The sequence below is a fragment of the Streptomyces sp. NBC_00250 genome (assembly GCF_036192275.1).
In the GTDB taxonomy this organism is placed as follows: domain Bacteria; phylum Actinomycetota; class Actinomycetes; order Streptomycetales; family Streptomycetaceae; genus Streptomyces.
The window spans coordinates 829,782-847,160 of record NZ_CP108088.1 but is presented as its reverse complement, the minus strand read 5'-3'; the positions used below and the strand labels follow the sequence as shown (position 1 = coordinate 847,160).

Genomic DNA, 17,379 nt, shown 5'->3' with positions numbered 1-17,379 from the left:
AGCCCCCTGCGGCCCTCCCGAAGAGGTAGTACGTATGACGGACGCCGGTACCCGCACCGCCCCCGTACGAAGAAGAGCCGTACGCACCGTCCCCGCGGGCGCGGTCATCGCCTCGGTCGCGCTCGTCGAGCTGTCCAGCGGCATCACCCAGGGCTTCCTGTCCCCGCTGCTCAAGGGCCTCACCGACACCCTGAAGGTCACCGCGGCCGACCTGAACTGGATCAGCATCGCCAACCTGCTCGCCAGCGTCGCCTTCACGCCCGTCCTCGCCCGCATGGGAGACCTCCACGGCCACCGCCGCGTCCTGCGGTGGAACCTCGCGATCGTGATCGCGGGCTCGGTCCTCGTCGGCCTGAGCCGCTCCTTCCCGGTGCTGCTCGCCGGCCAGATCCTCCAGGGCGCCATCGCCGGCTTCTTCCCCCTCCTCGTCGGCATCCTCCGCAACCGCCCCGAGGGCGGCGACGCCGAGAGCAGGCGCGGCATCAGCCACATGGTCGCCGCGCTGATCGGCGGCCTCACCCTGGGTCTCCTCTCCAGCGGCTTCATCGCCGCCTCCGTCGACAGCCCCACCGCCGCCCTCTGGGTCCCCGCCATCGGCGTGACGCTCGCCCTCGTCGTGAGCTGGCCCCTGCTCCCCGAGTCCGACTACCGCCCCGGCGGCTCCGTCGACTGGGCCGGTGCACTGCTGCTCTCCATCGGGCTCGTCGCCCTGATGCTCGCGCTCGGCCTCGGCGGCACCCCAGGCTGGGAGTGGACCTCCACCCGCACCCTCGCCACCCTGATCGGCGGGGCGCTCGTCACCGCACTGTGGGTCCTGGTCGAACTCCGCACCGCCGAGCCCATGATCGACGTCCGGATGTTCCGCCACCGCAACGTGGTCGTGGTCTCCCTCACCACCCTCACCTTCAGCTTCTGCATGTTCGGCCTCCAGGTCGCCCACTCCGTCTTCCTCGGCACGAGCCCCGCCGAGACCGGCTACGGCTTCGGCTACGGGCCCGTCGCCATCGGCCTCGGACTGCTCCCCAACCTCCTCGCCATGGCCGTCGGCGCGCTCGCGGCCCCCGCCGTCGCAGCCCGCCTCACCGACCGGCTCACCCTCGTCACCGGCTCCGTCCTGATGGCCGTCGGATACGGAGTCGTGCTCGCCACGCACAGCAGCGCGCCGCTCTTCCTGTGCGGCACGGCCCTGGCCGGACTCGGCAACGGCTTCCTCCAGCACTCCACGCGCACGCTCGCCGTCGAGTCGGTCCCGCACGACCGGACCTCCGTCGGCTCAGGCATCAACGAACTGCTCATCAGCGTCGGTGGCTCCCTCGGCGCCGCCGCGATCCTGACCGTCTTCGCCGGCCACACCCCGGCCGGTCACACCCTGCCCGACCTCGGCGCCTACACCACCTCCTGGGTGCTGTGCGCCGCGATCTCCCTCGCCGGCGCCGCCGCCTCCCTCCTCTACCGCGCCCCCGCCAAGGACCTCCGATGACGACGACCACCACGGCCCGCGAACACGGCCGCGCCACCCTCAGCCGCCACCAGGACGCGGTCATCGGCCTCAGCCACGCCCTGCACGCCGACCCCGAACTCGCCTACCAGGAGCACCGGGCCGCCCGCCGCATCGCCGACCTCGTCGAGGGAGCCGGATTCGACGTGACCCGTGAGGCCTACGGCCTGCCGACCGCCTTCCGGGCCACCGCCGGCAGCGGCGACCTGGTCGTGGCGATCTGCGCCGAGTACGACGCCCTCCCCGGCATCGGCCACGCCTGCGGCCACAACGTCAACGGCGCCGCCTCGGTCGCCGCCGCCCTCGCGCTCGCCCCGCTCGCCGACGACCTCGGGATCACCGTCGCCCTCCTGGGCACCCCCGCCGAGGAGTCCGGCGGCGGCAAGGTCGACATGCTCCGTGCGGGCGCCTTCGACGACGTGGCCGCCGCGATGATGGTGCACGCCGCCCCGCACGACGCCGTCGGCCTCACCACCCTCGCCATCAGCAGCCTCTCGGTCGCCTACACCGGGGTCCCCGCGCACGCGGCGGCGATGCCGCACCGGGGCGTCAACGCCGCCGACGCCATGATGATCGCCCAGGTGGCCGTCGCCGCACACCGCCAGCAGATGATCCCCGGCGCCGTCGTCTCCGGAGTCGTCACCTCCGCCGGTGACGCGGCCAACGTCATCCCCGACCGCGCCACCGCCCTCTACGACGTCCGCGCCGGAACCAGCGAGGAGCTCGCCGAACTCCAGGCCCGGGTGCGCGCCTGCTTCGAGGCGGGCGCCCACGCCACCGGCGCGGAACTCCTCCTGGAGAGCGTCGGGAACGACTACGCCGACCTGCGCCAGGACCTCGCCATGGGCCGCAGCTACCAGGCCGCCGCCGAGGCCCTCGGCCGGACCGTCCTGGCCAACGACCCCGGCGTGCGCGGCGGTTCGACCGACATGGGGAACGTCTCGCACGTCGTCCCGACGATCCACCCCTCCATCGGCTACGACTGCGGCGACACGATCATGCACCACCCGGACTTCACCCGGTACGGCACCACGGCCGCGGCCGACCGGGCCGTCCTCGACGGAGGCCTCGCCATGGCGTGGACCGCCGTCGACCTGGCGACCGACACGGCCCAGCGGTCCCGGCTCCTCGCCCGCCTGGCCGCCCGCGCCGCCGCGAACTGACCACGGGCCGTCGTCGACGGGCCGTGGCCCGTCGACGAGGCCACGCACCGGAGCCGACCGGCGCGGGCCCGGGGAAGGGGACCCGACCCGAATCGATCCGCCCCGCATCTCCCGGCCCGCGCCCGTCAGTCCTTCCGTTCCTCCGCCGCCTCCAGGGTGAAGAGCGCCCCCTCCGGGTCCCGGACCACCACCGCCCGGCGCCCGTCCGTCACTTCCGGGCCGCGGACCCCGCCCCAGTCCCCACCGGGCACGACCGACCCGCCGTTGGCCACGACCGCCACCGCGGCGGCCTCGGGATCCGGCACCCGGAACCGCACCAGCCAGCGCGGACGCAGCTGCGGCTGGGGCGAGGTGACCTCGACCGGCCCGCTGTTCAGCCGGGCGACCGCCTCGCCGCCACGCCGCAGCACCACCCTGTCCTGCTCGTACGACACCTCGAAGCTGCCGGGCCCGCCGTCCGCCCAGCGGAGCACCTCGCCGTAGAACACGGCCGCCTCGAAGGCGTCCCGCGTGTGCAGCTCCAGCCATGCGGGCGCAGATCGCTCGCCGATGTGCCAGCGGGTCTCCGTCCGCCCCTCCCAGACGCCGAACGTCGCGCCCTCCCGGTCGGTGGCGAGCGCCGCCCGACCGTGGGGCGGGTAGGACACCGGCCCCACCCCGACGGTGCCGCCGCGCTCCCGGATCCGCGCCACCGCCTCGTCGGCGTCGTCCACGGCGAAGAACGCCGTCCAGGCCACCCGCACGGACAGCTCGGCCGCCACCGCCGCGATCCCGGCCACGGGCACCTCACCCAGCTGCCCCACCGAGAACTCCCGCTCCCCGCCGCCGCGCCGGAACGTCCAGCCAAGGACGGCCCCGTAGAAGCGTTCCGCCGCGTCGAGATTGCGTGCGGCCAGACTCAGCCAGCACGGTTCTCCCACCGCCTCTCCGGTCGTCGGCCCCGACACCGGCACCACCTCCTCGTCGTCCTGCTCGCTGCGTGCGTCGTGCGCCCCTTCCCCGCTCCACGACCCGGCATGCGCGCGCTCACCCGACTGCCGCCGATCACCACCCGCCCGGGTGCGTCGCCCGCGGGTCGCGGGAGATATCGTCCGGTCATGAGCCGCCCGCACCCACGGCTACGCGAGGCCTCCGACGCAGGTCCGGCCCCGTCCGCCCCGCCCCTGCTGCTGCGCCCCTGGGCGTACGAGGACGCCGCGGCGCTCGTACACCATCACCGGGACCCGCAACTGCGCGCATGGCTCGCCACCCATCTGGACACCGAACGGCAGGCACGCGCGTGGGTGGCTGCCCAGAGCGAGGGCCGGGCCGCCGGTACGAGGGTGGCGTTCGCCGTGGTCGAGGAGACGACGGCCGGGCTCACGGCGCCGCTCGGCCACGTCGCCCTCACCGGTGAGGGAGACGCGGCCGCACGCATCGGCTACTGGACCGCGCCGGAGGCACGCGGGCGCGGGATCGCCTCCCGGGCGCTGAACCTCGTCGCCCGGTGGGCGGCGGACGGCGAAAGCCCCTTCACGGGACGCGCACTGGAACTCGTGCACACCGTCGGCAACGAGGGGTCGTGCCGGACCGCCCTCGCCTGCGGTTTCCCCCTCGCCGAGACCCTGCCCGCCGCCCCGCCGGCCCGGCCGCGCGCCCAGCACCTCCACAGGGGGACCGACCCGCGCTCCCCGCGCGCGGTTCAGCGCGCCGCGCGGGCGGCGTAGGCGCGCACGTCGGCGTCGGGGTCGTCGCCGGCCCCCGCCAGCGCCGTACGGGCCGTGGGGTCGTCCCCGTGGACGAGGAGCGACAGGACGGCGGCCTTCCGGACGTCGGCGTTCGGGTCGGCGAGCGCCTTGGCGAGCGCGGGGACGGCAAGGTCGGCAGGGGTGCCCCGGAGCGCGGTCGCGGCGCCGGAGCGGACCTGCCACGCGGGATCGCCGAGGGCGGCTTCGGCCCTCACCGCGTAGGCGGGCGGGCACCCGGTGCCGGCCAGGGCGGCCAGGGCCGCCCCCCGGACCAGCGGGTCGGGATCGTCGAGCAGCGGGCCGAGCGGTTCCGGCGCCGGGTTCCGTACGGCCGCGAGACCCCGGGCCACCGCGACCCGCACCTCGCGGGCCGGGTCGCCGGCCGCCACCGCCAGCTCCGCGACCGCGTCCACGGAGACCAGGGCCCGGACGGCCTGGACGCGTACCTCCACGGTCGCGTCGGCGAGCGCTCCGGCGTACAGCGCGGCGTCCCCGAGCCGCAGGGCCCGCAGGACGTCGAGCGCGGCGGACCGCACGGCCGCGTCGGGCACGGCGAGGGCCGCCCGCAGACCGTCCCCGAGCTCCGGTACGGCGGGCAGCACCTCGACCAGCTCGCGCAGGGCGGCCGAGGCGGCGGCCCGGACCACGGGCGACGCGTCACGCAGCCTCGCGGCGAGCACCGGACCCGTACCGGCGGGCGCGGTCTCACCGAGGGCGGTGACGGCGGCGGCCCGTACGGCGGGATCGTCGTCGTCCAGATAGGGGCCGAGCGCGTCGAGATCGGGGGAGTCCTCGACGAGCGACAGGAGTCGGAGCAGTCGCGGGTGAGGGGCCGCGACCCCCGGGGCCTCGGCCGGGACCGGGCCGTGCGGATCCGGGTCGCCGAGCGGACGAGCCGCCGGGGCCGTGTCCCGGGGACCGGCCGTGGCGACCGGCACGAGCTCGACCTCGCCGAGGTGCCGCTCGGGACCACCCGGCGGCGCGAACTCCGGCACCGGCACCAGGTACGGCTCGACCGGCCGCGCCGTGAACTCCATCGCTCCGGAAGGGGACTTGCGCAGATCCAGATGGTGCAGCCAGCCCGTGTCGTCCCGCTCCGGGTGATCGAGTCGCTCGTGGTAGAGACCCCAGCGCGACTCCGTCCGGGCGAGCGAGGCGCGCGCCGCCATCTCGGCGCAGTCCCGGATGAACGACACCTCCGCGCACCGCATCAACTCGTGCGCCGTACGCGCACCCATCCCGGCGATCTCCCCCGACATCCGGGTGAACGCCTCGACGGCCAGGGAGAGTTTCGCGCCCGTCTTCGGAGGAGCCACGTAGTCGTTGACGAACCGCCGCAGCTTGTACTCGACCTGGGGCTGCGGCGGCCCCTCGGGATGCCGCAGCGGCCGGTAGACGAGTTCGTGGGCCGCGGCGAGCTGCTCGGGGTCCAACTCACCTTCGTACGCCCTGTACAGGGACGCGTCCTCGCCCGCCAGGTCACCGAAGACGAACGCGCCGATCATGTAGTTGTGCGGCACGGAAGCCAGGTCGCCGGCCGCATAGAGCCGGGGCACGGTCGTCCGGGCGTGGGCGTCCACCCGTACCCCCGAGGCCGAATGGCCGCCGCACAGACCGATCTCCGAGATGTGCATCTCGATGTCATGGGTCCGGTAGTCGTGACCCCGGTTCTCGTGGAAGGTGCCGCGCGTGGGCCGCTCCGTGGTGTGCAGGATCGACTCGACCGCGCCGATGGTCTCCTCGGGGAGATGACTCAGCTTGAGGTACACCGGGGCCCGGTCCGAGGCGAGTTCGGCAGCGAACTCGGCCATCATCTGCCCCGACCAGTAGTCCGACTCCACGAACCGCTCGCCGTGCCGGTTCACCTGGTAGCCGCCGAAGGGGTTGGCGACATAGGCGCAGGCCGGGCCGTTGTAGTCCTTGATCAGGGGGTTGATCTGGAAGCACTCGATGCCGGTCAGCGCCGCGCCCGCGTGGTAGGCCATGGCGTAGCCGTCGCCCGCGTTCGTCGGGTTCTCGTACGTCCCGTACAGATAGCCGGAGGCGGGCAGGCCCAGGCGCCCGCAGGGGCCGGTGGCCAGGATCACGGCCCCTGCCCGGACGACGACGAACTCGCCCGTGCGGGTGTTGAATCCGGCCGCGCCGACGGCCCGCCCGTCGTCCGGGTGGGTGAGGACACGGACCGGCATGACCCGGTTCTCGATGCGGATCCGCTCCCGCATCTCCCGCCGCCGCAACTGCCGGTAGAGGACCTTCTTCACGTCCTTGCCCTCGGGCATGGGCAGCACGTACGAGCCGGACCGGTGCACCTGCCGGACCGCGTACTCCCCGTGCTCGTCCTTCTCGAACTTCACCCCGTACGACTCCAGCCGCCGCACCATGGCGAAGCCGCGGGTCGCCGTCTGCCGGACCGTCGACTGGTCCACCAGGCCGTCGTTGGCGCGGGTGATCTCGGCGACGTAGTCGTCCGGTTCGGCACGGCCCGGCACGACCGCGTTGTTGACGCCGTCCATGCCCATCGCCAGGGCACCGGAGTGCCGGACGTGCGCCTTCTCCAAGAGGATGACGTTCGCCCCGCGCTCGGCGGCGGTCAGCGCGGCCATCGTGCCGGCGGTACCGCCGCCGACGACGAGCACGTCGCAGGAGAGCTCGGTCGCGTCGGCGAGATCGGGCACGGTCAGGGGGGTGTCCACGGGGTCCCTTTCGAAGCTTGGGGGGCGGGGGTGTGTCTGCGGGCTCTCGGCCGGGCCCGCGGTCGGACTCGGGTGCGGGCGCTCTCGGCCGGACCCTCAGAGGGAGTCGAGGACGCGGCGCCGCAGCGCGGCCGTGTCCGGCGCCTGCCGGGCCTCACGGGAGCGCGGGCGCGGCACGTCGAGGACCTCGCCGGAGGCGAACAGGGCGACCCGGTCGCCGAGATGGAGCGCCTCGTCGACGTCGTGCGTGACGAACACGACGGTCGCACCCGTGCCCCGCAGGATCTCCACCAGCAGGTCCTGCATCCCGGCGCGGGTGTGGGCGTCGAGCGCGCCGAAGGGCTCGTCCATCAGGACCGCGCGGGGCCGTCCGGCGAGGGCGCGGGCCAGCTGGACGCGCTGCCGCTGCCCGCCGGACAGCTGGTGCGGCAGCTTGGCGGCGTGCCCGCCGAGCCCGACCCGCTCCAGCCACTCCTCGGCCGCCCGGCGCCGCTCGGTCCGCGGGACCCGGCGGATGGCGAGCGGCAGTTCGACATTGGCGCGGACCGACCGCCAAGGCAGCAGGGCGTCGTGCTGGAAGACCAGCGCCCGGTCGGCGCCGGGCCGGCGGATCGGCTCCCCGTCCTGGGTGACGCGCCCCTCCAACGGGGGCAGCAGCCCGGCGAGCGTACGGAGCAGGGTGGTCTTGCCGCAGCCGGAGGGACCGACCACGGTCAGCAGCTCGCCGGGCGCGATCCGCAGCTCCACGGGGCCGGGCACGGCGACCCCGTCGTGGTGGCCGAGCCGCGCGCCGTGCAGGGCGAGTTCGGCGCCGGGGGGTGACGACAGGGTCGTCGGCCGTGCGGACACGGCGGACGGGCTCACGGTGCTCATGGAACGGGCTCCTTCGCGGGCCGGCGGACACGGGACGGGGCGGCAGCGGTGGTGCTCGCCGCACGGACGGGGCCGGCGGCCGGGATCCGCGCGGTCGGGCGCGGCAGCCAGGCCGTGACGCGGCGGCCGAGCGACTCGACCGCGGTGGAGGTGAGCCAGCCCAGGGCGCCGATGGTGGCCATCCCGACGAAGACGCCGGGGTAGTCGACGACCGTGTAGTCCTGCCAGGTGCGGTAGCCCACCCCGTACTCGCCGGAGATCATCTCCGCCGAGATCACACAGATCCACGAGACGCCGATGCCCACCGACAGACCGCCGAAGATCCCCGGCAGGGCGCCCGGCAGGACCACCGAGAACAGCACCCGCGCCCTGCTCCCGCCCAGGGTGAGCACCGCCTCCTCCCAGACCGGGTTCAGGGCCCGTACGGCGTGCCGGGTCGACACGAGCACGGGGAAGAGGGCCGCGGCGCAGGTGATGAAGACGATGCCCTGCTCGTTGGTGGGCAGCAGCAGGATCGCGACCGGAACCAGGGCGATGGCGGGGATCGGCCGTACCACCTCGACCAGCGGGCCCAGGATGTCGGCGGCCCACCGGGACCGGGCGACGGCCGTCCCGGCCGCCACGCCGAGGACGGCGGCCAGGAGGAAGCCGACGGCGATCCGACGCAGACTGTGGCCGAGATCCTGCCGGTACGCCTCGGTGCCGACCCGGTCGGCGAGGGCGGAGGCGACCTCGACGACCGTGGGGAACTGCTCGAACCGCAGCCACAGGTTGACGTCGAGGGAGGTCAGCAACTGCCAGATCCCGAGGGCCGCGAGGGGGGAGGCGACCCGGACCAGACGGCGGACGGCGGTCCGGGTACGCGCCCCACGGCGCCCGGCGCTCGCGGCGCCGGGCTCGCTTCGACCGGTGCTCGCCGTGCCGGTCTCACGGAGCCCGGCGCTCATGAGGCGAGCCTCACGGCGTCCGTGTACGGGACGATCCGGGAGCCGGGGTGCCCGGAGACGTACCGCTCGGCGCCGGACCGGGTCACGAAGGCCCGCCACTCGGCGCCGTCCGCGACCCACACCGCCCGGTCCGCGAACCACAGCGTCCCCGTCACCGCGTCCGGCACGTAAGCGGCCCGTACGGAGGCCCCCTTGACGGCCTTCAGGAGCGATGCGGGGCTGTCGAAGCTTCGGGTCGAGCTCTGACCCTTGAGCCACAGTTCGGCCTTCGGGGCAGTCGCCTTCGGGTACGCGAGGTCGGGCACGGCCCGGCCCAGCGGCGCGGGGTCGACGAAGGCGTCCACGTCGACGTCCGTCACGAGACCGGCTTCCTTGAGGACCGGTACGTCCTCCTTGAGCGCGGCGACCAGCTCAGGCCGGAGCGCCGGGTCGAAGGTGGCGATGCCCTGGGCGCCGTTGTAGAGGTAGACCACCTCGGCCGGAAGCCCGGTCTCCTCGGCGACCGACTCGGCGGCAGCGACCGGGTGCTTCCGCAGGTGATCCGTGGCACGGTTCTGCGCGCGCAGGAACGCGTCGAGGACGGCGGGCCGTTGGCGGGCGAACTTCTCCCGGACGGTGACTCCGTGGAAGGTCGGCAGGTTCAGCTCGGCCCCGTCGTAGAGGGCCGTGGCCTTGCCCTGGAAGGCCAGCAGGCCGGGCCAGGCGACGAACTGGGACAGCGCGTCGATACTGCCCGCGGCCAGCGCCGAAGCCCCCACGCTCGGCTGCTGGTTGAGTTTGCCGATGTCCTTCGCCGGGTCGATTCCGGCCCGCCGCAGGGCCCGTACGAGAGTGCCGTCGGCGGCCGAGCCGACACTGGTGGACACCTTGCGGCCCTTGAGGTCCGTGAGGGTCCGCAGAGGTGAACCGGGGTCGGTGACGACGGTGTTGAGTCCGCCACGCAGGTTGTAGCCGGTGACCGCGACGAGCCGCGTCGGCTCCTTGAGCTGCTTGCCGCGCGCCGCGTTGATCAGCAGCGGGAAGTCGCCCATCGAACCGATGTCGATCTTTCCCGCCGTCATCTGGGCGGTGATCGGCGCGCCGGTCGCGTAGTCCTGCCAGACCACCCGGTAGCTGACTCCGTCCTTCCGGCCCCGGGTCCTCAACTCCTCCTCGAAGTAGCCGAGGGAACGCAGCAGGGTGCCGGCGGTGACGGTGTTGATGGTCTTGGACTGGTATCCGACGGTCACCGTGACCGTCTTCCCGTCGGACGAGCTCCCGGCGTCGGTCCCGCAGGCGGTGGCGAGCGGCAGGACGAGAGCGAGGGGGAGGGCGAGGCGTCCGGCCCTCCGGGGGGTGAGCAGGGGAAGTCTTCTTCGGTACATGGGAGTTCGGCCTTTCACCGGAGCAGGTAGGGCATGTTGACGGTGACCGCGCCGGTGGGGCAGCGGGCGGCGCACGGGCCGCAGTACCAGCACTCGTCCACGTGCATGTACGCCTTGCCGTCCTCCTCGCGGATCGCGAGCGAGTCCAGCGGACACATGTCGACGCAGAGCGTGCATCCGTCGATGCACTTCGACTCGTCGATGGTCACGGGCACGTCGGCGCGCTGGGGGACCAGAGGCATGGCTGTCTCCAGGAAAGGGGTCGGCGGAGCGGGGAGGGGCAGGGGGTGGGTCAGAGCGAGCGGCGCAGGACGCCGCCCATGGTGATGCGGTCACCGCGGAACCGGATGAACTCCAGGTCCACCGGCCGTCCGTCGGGCAGACAGGTCAGCCGCTCCAGCATCAGGACGGCGGCCCCGCGCGGGGCCTGGAGCACGGCGGCGGAGTGCGCGTCGGCGTTGACGGCCTCCAGGGTGATCTCGGCGTGGCCCAGCGGACCGCCGGTCAGCTGCTCCAGGAGCCGGAACACATCGGTGTTCTCCAGGTCGCAGCCGAGGAGTTCACCCCCGATGTCCATGGGGAGGTACGACAGGTCGAGGGAGAGCGGCAGCCCGTTGAGCCGACGCAGGCGCTCGATGCAGAGCACATCGGAGTGGTCCGGCAGCCCGAGCCGGTGGGCCACCGGCCCCGGAGCGGAGACCGGCCCGACGGTCCGGACCTCGTTGGTGACCCGCCCGTGCTCCCGCAGCGTCTCGGCGAGCCCCTGGAGCCGGTCGAGGCCGTGCGGATACTTCTCGCACACCACCACCGTGCCGACCCCCGGCTGCCGCTCGACGATCTGCTCGCCCCGCAGCAGATCGAGGGCCTGCCGGACGGTGTTCCGACTGGCCCGGTAATCGGCCGCGATCACGTCCTCGAGAGGAAGGATCCCGCCGGGGAAGCCACCCGCCAGGATCTGGTGGCGCAGCAGGTCGGCTAGCTGCCGCGCCCGGTCCGCACGCAGCCGCCGACGGCGGGCGGCGGCGACGGGGCGGGCGGCGGAAGCGGCTTCGGGGGGCATGGCAAGGAACGTAGCGGCGCGGCGGCCGGGGTGGTGTTGCGGCAGTATTGCGCCACCTGACACGCCGTACGCACCGCTCTGACCAGGGGAGATGTCGAGCAGTCGGCGAGATCCGCCACTTCGCTGCCCACGACGTGGACCAGCGGTTGCCCACCATGCGGGAAGCTCAGTCGGCCTGGGCCCCGACATCGAGGTGGAGGGCGACGGAGAGGCGATGGTGGAGGGCGCCGAGGACCGGCTCACCCGGGGCGAACAACCCGGCGGCGAACTTCCAGTAGCGGGTGATCAAGGGCCCGTCGCTCCGGGCGAGCAACGGAAGGAGGCTCCGCCGGAAGTCCGGGGAGTCCCCCTCCCCGCGCGCGTGGGCGTAGGCGGCGACGAAGCAGTCCAGGGCGCCGCCGTCACGCAGGTCCCGTCCGCCCCGTAGCTCCGCCGAGGCCAGTGTGTACGCCTCCGCGAGACCCTCGTACAGCACCGTCGGCCGGTACTCCCCGTCCGGCAGCGGAGGCGCCGGCCGCGACTCCGGCCGGTCGACCAGCGGATCGGACACCAGCGCGTGCAACCGGGCGAAGTCGAGGACCTGCGCGGGACTCGGCTCCTCAGGGACCCCCGGCACCACCGAGTCGAGCACCATCGACACCACCCGCCCCGGCAGACGCACCGGCAGGATCCGACGCCAGAACCGGACCAGGGCCGCCGTGTCCGGCGGCACGGACACCGCACCGATCAGCCGCAGCCGCTCGGACCGCTCCCCGGCCGCACAGTCCTGGAGCAGCCGCAGCGACGCCTCGCGCCAGCGCAACGCGGCCAGTCGGGTACCCAGGTCCCGCAACTGCCCCGAGACGACCTCCTCCAGCGCCTCGTCACGCGCGAGGACCCGCTCGACCTCCGGAACGGGCAGACCCAGGGCACGCAGGGAGCGGATCAGCCGGAGCCGGTCGAGCGCCCCGGGCCCGTACCGCCGATGCCCGCCGGAGCTGCGCCCCGCCTCGGGCAGCAGACCCCGGTCGGAGTAGTACCGCACCGTCTTCACCGTGGCACCCGCACGCTCGGCGAGCTCCCCGATGCTCCACAGCCCGTCGGACACCACGACGTGAGCCTCCCTCAAGGGCCCTCGGCAGGAGCCCTTCCATACCGTCGCTCTCAGTGTGGCGTACGGCCCTGCCCACGTGCTCCTTGTATCTCCCCCAGGGGGAGTTCCTAGCGTGGGGCGAGACATCCCCGAGGAGTCGCAAGGAGACGATCATGACCGTGTTCGTGCTGGTGTCGGGCCCCTTCACCGGCGGCTGGGTATGGGAGCGGACCGCGTCCCGGCTCCGGGCGGCGGGCTCGGAGGCGTACCCCGTGACCCTCACAGGGATGGGGAACCGGCAGGACGAGGCCGGACCCGCGACCGATCTGGAGACGCACATCGAGGACCTGGTGCGGTTGATCGACGGCATCGGGGCGCCCCAGGTCGTCCTCGTCGGACACGGTTACGGGCTCCACCCCGTCCTCGGCGCAGCCGACCGGCGCCACGGACGCGTCGCCCGGATCGTCTCCCTGGACACGGGTCTGCCGGAGAACGGCGAGGCCGCCGCGCGCTCCGTACCCGACCCCGAGGTCCGGGCACGGCTCGCCGACCGGGCCCGGGGCAGGGTCGCGCCGCCGGAGCCGGGCAACTGGTCCCGCTGGGGCAGCACCGAAGGTGTCCCCGCCGAAGCGCTGGAACGCCTTGAGCGCCTCGCCGCGCCCCAGCCGGCGGGCACGCTCACCCAGCCGCTCCGGCTCACCGGCGCTGCCGCCTCCCTGCCGATCACCGGCGTGCTGTGCACCGCCAACGGGTCCGGCATCGAGCTCGTGCGGATGCTGGTGAAATCCGGGCCGCCGCAGTTCCGGGCGCTCGCCGACGACCGGATGCGCTTCTTCGACCTCGACACCGGCCACTGGCCGATGCTCTCCGCTCCCGAGGAACTCGCCGAGGTGCTGCGCCGGGCGGCGGCCGGAGAGGGCCACCGGGTGACCGTGCCCGAGCAGGCGGACGAGCGGCCGACGCACCTGCTGCCCTTCCTCCTCGACGTACCCGAGGTGCCGTGTGAGCGGCGCGGTCGGGTCGACCTCCACCTCCCCGTCGTCTCTCCACTCGGGGACGCCGATCGGCCTCGACCGGCAGTCGTCTTCGTCCACGGCGGCCCGGTCGCCCCCGACCAGCGGCCCACCCCACGGGACACCCCGTTCCTCCTCGGGTACGGCCGCTACGCGGCGAGCCTCGGAGCGGTCGGCGTCACCCTCGACCACCGGCTGCACGGCATCGCCGACTTCGCCCTCGCGGCCGAGGATCTCGCCGAAGCCGTGGCCCTCGTGCGCGCCGACCCGCGGGTCGACGAGGAGCGGATCGCGCTCTGGTTCTTCTCCGCGGGCGGGCTCCTGGCGGCGGACTGGCTGGCCGCACCTCCGCCGTGGCTGCGCTGTGTGGCGGCGAGCTACCCGGTCCTGGCCCCGCTGCCCGACTGGGGTGCGGTGGAGCCCCGCTTCAGGCCCGTCGACGTCGTGGGTACGGCGGACGGGCCGCCGATCGTCCTGACCCGGGCCGGACGGGAGCACCCGGCGTTCGCGGCGACGGTCGAGGAGTTCCTGACCGCCGCGGCGAAGAACGGGGCCGAGGTCGAGATCGTCGACGTCCCGGACGGCCACCACGGCTTCGAGCTGGTCGACCCGACCGACGAGTCCCGCGCGCGCGTGGAGCGGGCGATGCGATCCGTGCTCGGGCATCTGCGGGACTGACCGGCGTCCGACCCGACCACCATCCCGCTCACGCCGCGTGCACGAGACGGCCGCCCACGTACGTACGCTCCACCCGTGCGTCGGCGATCTCCTCCGGCGGCCCCGTGAGGATGTCGCGGTCCAGGACGACCAGATCGGCGAGGTTCCCGGGACGCAGGCTGCCCGCGTCGTCGTGGCCGTTCGCATGGGCGGAGCCGGCGGTGTACGCGGCGAGGGCCGTGGGCAGGTCGAGGCGCTGCTCCGGCAGGAAGACACGGTCGTCGGTGGAGCCGGGCTCCCGGCGGTTGACGGCGACGTGGATGCCCGCGAGCGGGTCGGGGCTGCTCACCGGCCAGTCGCTGCCGGCGACGAGGGTGGCACCGGCCCGCACCAGATCACCGAACGGATACTGCCAGGCCGCGCGTTCCGGGCCGAGGAAGGGGATGGTCAGTTCGTCCATCTGCGGCTCGTGGGCCGCCCAGAGCGGCTGGATGTTGGCCAGGGCGCCGAGCGAGGCGAACCGGGGGATGTCGTCCGGGTGGACGACCTGGAGATGGGCGAGATGGTGGCGGTTGCCCCGGTGCCCGTTGGCGGCGACGGCGGCCTCCAGCGCGTCGAGGGCCTCGCGTACGGCCCGGTCGCCCAGGGCGTGGAAGTGGACCTGGAAGTCGAGGGCGTCGAGCTCCGTCACGTAGCTCCGCAGCGCCCCGGGGTCGACGAAGCTCAGACCGCTGTTGGCGGTGGCGCAGCCGCAGCCGTCGAGATAGGGGGAGGTCATGGCGGCGGTGAAGTTCTCCGCGATGCCGTCCTGCATGATCTTCACGGACCCGGCGCGGAACCGGCCCTCGCTCAACTCCTCGCGCAACGCCACCAGTTCGGGTATCTGCTCCGCGCCGCGCTGCCGGTCCCACCAGAGCGCACCGGTCACCCGGGCGGTGAGCGAGCCGTCGCGTGCGGCGGCCGCATAGGCGTCCGAGGGGTCGGACCGGCCGCTGAACGCGCCCAGGAGCGCGTCCTGCCAGCCGGTGATGCCGAGCGAGTGCAGCAGCTCCTGGGCCCGGAGCAGTCCCGCGAGCCGGTCCGCCGGGGTGCTCGCCGGCGCCACCCGCGCGACCAGCGTCGTGGCGCCCTCCTGGAGCATGCCGCTGGGGGAGCCGTCCGGTTCGCGCTCGATACGGCCGTCGGCGGGGTCCGGGGTGTCGGCGGTGATGTCGGCGAGTTCGAGGGCCCGGGTGTTGGCCCAGGCGCCGTGATGGTCCCGGTTGGACAGCAGGACCGGCCGGTCGGGGACGACCGAGTCGAGCAGCTGCCGGGTGGGCGACCCGCCCTCGAAGCTCTCCATCGACCAGCCGCCGCCGGTGATCCACGCGCGGTCCGGGTGCGCGTCGGCGTACGCCCGGATGCGCGAGAGGTACTCGGGGACGCCGACCGTGCCGGTCAGATCGCACTCGGCCAGCTCCGAGCCGCCGAACACCGCGTGGACATGGGCGTCCTGGAACCCCGGGAGCAGCAGTCTCCCGGTCAGGTCGACGACCTCGGTCCGGGGGCCGATGAGGTCACGGACCTCGTCGTGGCCCACGGCCGCGATGCGGTCGCCGACGACCGCCAGGGACGTCGCCCGGGTACGGGCCGGGTCCACCGTGAAGACGGGTCCGCGGGTGAAGACCAGATCGGCCTTGGTCATGGGGGTGCGCTCCAGGAACGTGCGACGACGGGTGCCGGGCGCCATGCAAGCCGTACCGCCGCATACACGTCAATGGTGTTGACATAAGCTCCGGGCATGGTCGAACGCGTGGTTCCCGAAGGCGGCAGGCAGCGCCGCCGCCCCACCAGACAGGGCGCCGTCCTCTCGGAACGCCTCATCGTCGAGACCGCCCTGCGGCTGGTCGAACAGCACGGTGCGGAAGCCCTCTCGGTACGCAGACTCGGCGCGGCCCTCGGCGCCGACCCCACCGCCCTCTACCGCTACTTCCGCAACACCGACGCCCTGCTCCTCGCCCTCGCCGACGAGCTCATCGGCCGGGCCCAGGAGGGCTGGACGGCCACCGGTGACTGGCGTGCGGACCTCCGCGCGATGGGTTTCCGGCTCCACTCCCGCTACCAGGCCCACCCGCAGGCAGCACTCCTCGCGGCGCACCGCACCACGGGGCGTACCCACGAGAACATGGCGGTCGAGAGGATCCTCGGAGTCCTGCGCCGGGCGGGCTTCCCCGACGCCCTGGCGGTACGGATCTACCACGCCTTCGTCGACCAGGCCCTGGCCTTCGCTGCCCAGGACGCCGCCGCGCTCGCCCTGCCGCCCGCGGCACGGGAGAAGGAGGCGGAGGTCTGGCAGGCGGTCTACGGCGAACTGCCGTCCGACACCCACCCGAACATCGCCGCCACGTTCCCCCTGCTGGCCGCCGACATGCACGACAGCGGCTACCCCTTCGCCCTGGAACTCCTGCTGGTCGCGGCGGCGACACTCCACCCGGACGCGCCGGCGCCGAGCGCGGCAGCGAGGGAGAGTGAACGCCCGGCACCCCGGGAGGGCGCCCCGCCGGCCGGCGCCGTGCCGCGTGGCTCGCCCGACGGAGCGCCACCCACCGGCCGACCGGCGCCGCGGCGCTGACCGACCGTGCCGTGACGTCGCCCGGCAGTCGAGGTCGCACGGACGGAAAGCGGTGGTCGTCCGACCGGCTGCCCTGGCACGATCTCGGCATGACCACGTTGTTCCTGATGGTCGGCCTGCCTGGAGCCGGCAAGACCACACGTGCCCGGCAGCTCGCCGAGGAGCACGGCGCGCTGCGCCTCACGCCCGACGACTGGATGATTCCGCTGTTCGGTGTGTCGGAGGCGGACGGGAAGCGCGACGTGCTGGAGGGGCGGATGCTCTGGCTCGCACTGGAGGCGTTGCGGCTCGGCACCGACGTCGTGGTGGACTTCGGCTGTTGGTCCCGTGACGAGCGGTCCGCGATCCGTCGGCTGGCGGAGGCCGAGGGCGCGGGCTTCCGCATGGTCTACCTGCCGGTGGACGCCGAGACCCAGCGCAACCGGATCGCCGACCGCTGGGCGACCGCCCCGGAGGAGACGTTCCCGATCACCGAGGCCGACCTCCGGCACGGGCGGGCGCACTTCGAGGAGCCGGACACGGCGGAACTCGACGGGCGCGCGATCGACGGCCCGCCTCCCGGGTGGTCGACCTGGCGCGAGTGGGCCGCCGACCGGTGGCCGTCGTTCGCCTGACAGCTGCCTGATCGCTGCCCGATCGCGAACCCGTTCCAGGGGCCGCGAGGAAATAGTGGCCATGTACATAGTATCCATGTACTGTAT

At 73.9% G+C, this 17,379-nt stretch carries 15 protein-coding genes; 6 read left to right on the top strand and 9 right to left on the bottom strand.

What is annotated here, in order from left to right:
• Window positions 1-34: 34 nt before the first annotated feature.
• Window positions 35-1,480: an MFS transporter gene (locus tag OG259_RS03605; protein ID WP_328940844.1), complete on the top strand. Its 1,446-nt coding sequence runs from the start codon at window positions 35-37 to the stop codon at window positions 1,478-1,480.
• Window positions 1,477-2,661, top strand: coding sequence for an amidohydrolase (locus OG259_RS03600; RefSeq protein ID WP_328940843.1), 1,185 nt, complete (start codon window positions 1,477-1,479; stop codon window positions 2,659-2,661). The genes OG259_RS03605 and OG259_RS03600 overlap by 4 nt, the downstream gene beginning before the upstream one ends.
• A 125-nt stretch (window positions 2,662-2,786) precedes the next feature.
• Here OG259_RS03600 and OG259_RS03595 read toward each other — a convergent pair whose 3' ends face one another.
• Window positions 2,787-3,617: a VOC family protein gene (locus tag OG259_RS03595; protein ID WP_443051909.1), complete on the bottom strand. Its 831-nt coding sequence runs from the start codon at window positions 3,615-3,617 to the stop codon at window positions 2,787-2,789.
• Between the two features lie 141 nt (window positions 3,618-3,758).
• Here OG259_RS03595 and OG259_RS03590 point away from each other — a divergent pair, with 141 nt between their 5' ends.
• The gene (locus OG259_RS03590; RefSeq protein ID WP_328940841.1) at window positions 3,759-4,367 is read left to right on the top strand and encodes a GNAT family N-acetyltransferase; all 609 of its coding nucleotides are present in this window, start codon (window positions 3,759-3,761) and stop codon (window positions 4,365-4,367) included.
• Here OG259_RS03590 and OG259_RS03585 read toward each other — a convergent pair.
• The 7 genes from OG259_RS03585 to OG259_RS03555 all read right to left on the bottom strand — a co-directional run bounded on the left by OG259_RS03585 (window position 4,343) and on the right by OG259_RS03555 (window position 12,415).
• Window positions 4,343-7,081, bottom strand: coding sequence for a fumarate reductase/succinate dehydrogenase flavoprotein subunit (locus OG259_RS03585; RefSeq protein WP_328940840.1), 2,739 nt, complete (start codon window positions 7,079-7,081; stop codon window positions 4,343-4,345). The two genes, OG259_RS03590 and OG259_RS03585, sit on opposite strands and share 25 nt — an antisense overlap.
• A 96-nt stretch (window positions 7,082-7,177) precedes the next feature.
• Complete coding sequence (locus tag OG259_RS03580) at window positions 7,178-7,954, bottom strand: ABC transporter ATP-binding protein (protein WP_328940839.1); 777 nt, start codon at window positions 7,952-7,954, stop codon at window positions 7,178-7,180.
• On the bottom strand, window positions 7,951-8,901 hold the full coding sequence (locus OG259_RS03575) for an ABC transporter permease (RefSeq protein WP_443051908.1): 951 nt from the start codon (window positions 8,899-8,901) through the stop codon (window positions 7,951-7,953). Before OG259_RS03575 ends, OG259_RS03580 begins: the two co-directional genes overlap by 4 nt.
• Window positions 8,898-10,265 (bottom strand): ABC transporter substrate-binding protein, encoded by a 1,368-nt coding sequence (locus OG259_RS03570; protein ID WP_328940838.1) that lies wholly within the window; start codon window positions 10,263-10,265, stop codon window positions 8,898-8,900. The genes OG259_RS03575 and OG259_RS03570 overlap by 4 nt, the downstream gene beginning before the upstream one ends.
• A 14-nt stretch (window positions 10,266-10,279) precedes the next feature.
• A complete protein-coding gene (locus OG259_RS03565; protein WP_030313017.1) occupies window positions 10,280-10,507 on the bottom strand; it encodes a 4Fe-4S dicluster domain-containing protein in 228 nt (75 codons plus the stop codon).
• A 50-nt stretch (window positions 10,508-10,557) separates the two neighbouring features.
• On the bottom strand, window positions 10,558-11,325 hold the full coding sequence (locus OG259_RS03560) for a GntR family transcriptional regulator (protein WP_328940837.1): 768 nt from the start codon (window positions 11,323-11,325) through the stop codon (window positions 10,558-10,560).
• Between the two features lie 166 nt (window positions 11,326-11,491).
• Window positions 11,492-12,415, bottom strand: coding sequence for a helix-turn-helix domain-containing protein (locus OG259_RS03555; protein WP_328940836.1), 924 nt, complete (start codon window positions 12,413-12,415; stop codon window positions 11,492-11,494).
• 155 nt (window positions 12,416-12,570) lie between these two features.
• Between OG259_RS03555 and OG259_RS03550 the strand changes: the two genes are divergently transcribed.
• Window positions 12,571-14,088 carry an alpha/beta fold hydrolase gene (locus tag OG259_RS03550; RefSeq protein ID WP_328940835.1) on the top strand — a complete coding sequence of 506 codons (1,518 nt, stop codon included), beginning with the start codon at window positions 12,571-12,573 and terminating at the stop codon, window positions 14,086-14,088.
• 28 nt (window positions 14,089-14,116) lie between these two features.
• On the opposite strand, the gene OG259_RS03545 is transcribed toward OG259_RS03550, so the two are convergent.
• The gene (locus OG259_RS03545) at window positions 14,117-15,751 is read right to left on the bottom strand and encodes an amidohydrolase (protein WP_328946982.1); all 1,635 of its coding nucleotides are present in this window, start codon (window positions 15,749-15,751) and stop codon (window positions 14,117-14,119) included.
• 96 nt (window positions 15,752-15,847) lie between these two features.
• Here OG259_RS03545 and OG259_RS03540 point away from each other — a divergent pair, with 96 nt between their 5' ends.
• A complete protein-coding gene (locus OG259_RS03540) occupies window positions 15,848-16,678 on the top strand; it encodes a TetR/AcrR family transcriptional regulator (protein WP_328940834.1) in 831 nt (276 codons plus the stop codon).
• 89 nt (window positions 16,679-16,767) lie between these two features.
• Window positions 16,768-17,292, top strand: coding sequence for an AAA family ATPase (locus OG259_RS03535; RefSeq protein WP_328940833.1), 525 nt, complete (start codon window positions 16,768-16,770; stop codon window positions 17,290-17,292).
• Window positions 17,293-17,379: the final 87 nt, after the last annotated feature.